The sequence below is a fragment of the Delftia sp. ZNC0008 genome, assembly GCF_000799035.1.
GTDB classification, from domain to species: domain Bacteria; phylum Pseudomonadota; class Gammaproteobacteria; order Burkholderiales; family Burkholderiaceae_C; genus Comamonas; species Comamonas tsuruhatensis.
Genome location: NZ_JTKZ01000465.1, coordinates 1 through 2,423 on the forward strand (window position 1 = coordinate 1; position 2,423 = coordinate 2,423).

Here is a 2,423-nt window from a genome sequence, read left to right on the forward strand (position 1 = left end):
CCGCGTGTCGGCGCCGATCTCCAGGCCGATGATGCGGTCCATGGGGTCTCCCTTGGCCGTGAGCATCAGCACCGGCACCTGCGCTGCGGCGCCGGGCAGGGCGCGGATGCGCCGGCAGACCTCCAGGCCGTCCATGTCGGGCAGCATGAGGTCGAGGATGACGAGGTCGGGCAGGTCGGCGCCCGGCACGCCGTCGGCGGGCTGCAGCTGCTCCAGGCCGCTGCGGGCGTCGCCCATGTGCGTGACCTGCAGGCCGTTGTTGCCCAGGTAGTCACCCACCATCTGCGCGAGGCGGGTGTCGTCTTCGATCATCAGAAGATGGTGCGTACTCATGGAGGGCAGTGTATTCATGCTGGGGCCTGGCGTCGTGTTGCGACGATGCTCGCAGCCCCCCGTCAGCCGCGCTTGTCGCTTGCGTAAAGTTCGGTAAAACAGCGCAGCCTGCGGCCAGCCGCTCAACTGCCGCGTTGCGCGGGCCGCACCGCATGTATGCGCGAGGCCAGCGCGATCAGCACCAGCACGGGCAGGCCCAGCAGGGCCGTGGCCTGGAAGAAGCTCACGTAGCCATGCGCATCGACAAAGGCGCCCGAGAAGCCGGCCAGCCACTTGGGCGCCAGCAGCATCATGGAGCTGAACAGCGCGTACTGCGTGGCCGAGTACTGCACATTGGTCAGCCCTGACAGGTAGGCGATGAAGGCCGCCGAGGCGATGCCGCCGGCCAGGTTGTCCGCGCTCACCACCCAGACCAGCGCATTCACGTCATGGCCGCGCGTGGCCAGCCAGGCGAACAGCAGGTTGGTGGCGGCCGACAGCGCGGCGCCCAGCATCAGCACGCGCATCACGCCCCAGCGCATGGCCAGCGCCCCGCCCAGGAAGGCGCCCGCCAGCGTCATGATCACGCCGTACACCTTGGTCACGGCGGCCACCTCGTCCTTGGTGAAACCCATGTCCACGTAGAAGGGGTTGGCCATGATGCCCATGACCACGTCGCTGATGCGGTAGATGGCGATCAGGCCCAGCACCAGCAGCGCCTGCCAGCGGTAGCGGCCCAGGAAGTCGGCGAAGGGCTCGACCAGCGCGCCGCGCAGCCACTCGGCCGCGTTGCGGGCAGGCGCCAGCGGGCGCGGCACCGGTTCCGGCGAGAGCAGCACGGTCAGCATGCCCACGGCCATGGAGGCGGCCATGGCCAGGTAGGCCACCTGCCAGGCGCCGCTCTGGTAGCCCGCCGTACCCGCCACCTCGGCGCGGGCGGCCAGCCACAGCACGCCGGCGCCGGCCCAGATCATGGCCAGCCGGTAGCCGGTCTGGTAGGTGGCGGCCAGCGCGGCCTGGCGCTCGGTATCGGCCGATTCGATGCGGTAGGCATCCAGCGCAATGTCCTGCGTGGCCGAGCCGAAGGCCACGGCCAGCGCGCACCACACCAGCGGCGTGAGCGAGACGCGCGGATCATTGAACGCCATGCCGCACAGCCCGGCGACGATGAGCATCTGCGCGAACAGCAGCCAGCCGCGCCGCCGCCCCAGCCAGCGCGTGAGCAGCGGCAGCGGCATGCGGTCCACCAGCGGCGACCAGACCCACTTGAAGGCATAGGCCAGGCCCACCCAACTCAGGTAGCCGATGGTGGTGCGGTCCACGCCGGCCTCGCGCAGCCAGAACGACAACGTGCCCAGCACCAGCAGCAGCGGAAGGCCTGCCGAAAAACCCAGGGCCAGCATGCGCAGGCTGGCCGGCTCGGCATAGACGCGCAGGGTCTGGGCCCAACTGCGGCGGGGCGCTTCAGTGGGGGTGGAAGGGGCGGAGGAGGTGGTGGTGGACGGCTCGGTCATGTTGGGCTGCGGCAGGCTGCGGCCATTATCGGGCCCATGGTGGCGCGGACTGGCGCGCGCTACCATCGCGGGCACAGGATGCCGCCATGGCCTACACCCTCTCTTCCCTCCACAGCGATGCCGCCGCGCAAGACGGCGCGGCCGATGCCACCGATACCGCCTTCGCGCCGCACAGCTCGGTGCGCAGCTACAGCGGCGAGCACCAGGCCCATGCCCACGGCCATGCGCAAATCCTCTATGCGCTGCAGGGCCGCATGGAGCTGGAGGTGGGCGGGCGCAGCGCCTTTGTGGACGCCGTCAGCGGCATGCTCATCCCCGCCGGCGTGGACCACGGCTACCTGGCGGCGCCGCGCTCGCGCGTGTTCGTCATCGATGCGCCCAGCGGCCCGGGGCTGGACCGGATGCGGCGCTTTTCCGTGCCGCCCGCCCTGCGCGGCCGGGAGTCGGAAGGCCCGGCCACAGAGCAGCTGGCCCAGGTGCTGCAGGCGCCCGGCCTGCTGGCGCGCCGGGGGCTGGACCTGCAGCAACTGACCACGAGCGTACAGGCCGCATTGCACGAGGACTGGCCCACGGCCCGACTGGCCGCCCTGTGCCATA

At 70.8% G+C, this 2,423-nt stretch carries 3 protein-coding genes; 1 reads left to right on the forward strand and 2 read right to left on the reverse strand.

The genetic code is table 11. The annotated features are described in order from the left end of the window. Both L995_RS15480 and L995_RS15485 read right to left on the reverse strand, forming a co-directional pair. Positions 1-351 (reverse strand): response regulator (locus L995_RS15480; protein WP_047472529.1); only part of this gene is annotated, 351 nt, incomplete at its 3' end. A gap of 104 nt (positions 352-455) precedes the next feature. Beyond that, positions 456-1,826: an AmpG family muropeptide MFS transporter gene (locus L995_RS15485; protein ID WP_442855521.1), complete on the reverse strand. Its 1,371-nt coding sequence runs from the start codon at positions 1,824-1,826 to the stop codon at positions 456-458. A gap of 86 nt (positions 1,827-1,912) precedes the next feature. Between L995_RS15485 and L995_RS15490 the strand changes: the two genes are divergently transcribed. Beyond that, on the forward strand, positions 1,913-2,423 hold a 511-nt coding region (locus tag L995_RS15490), incomplete at its 3' end, for a cupin domain-containing protein (RefSeq protein WP_047472528.1).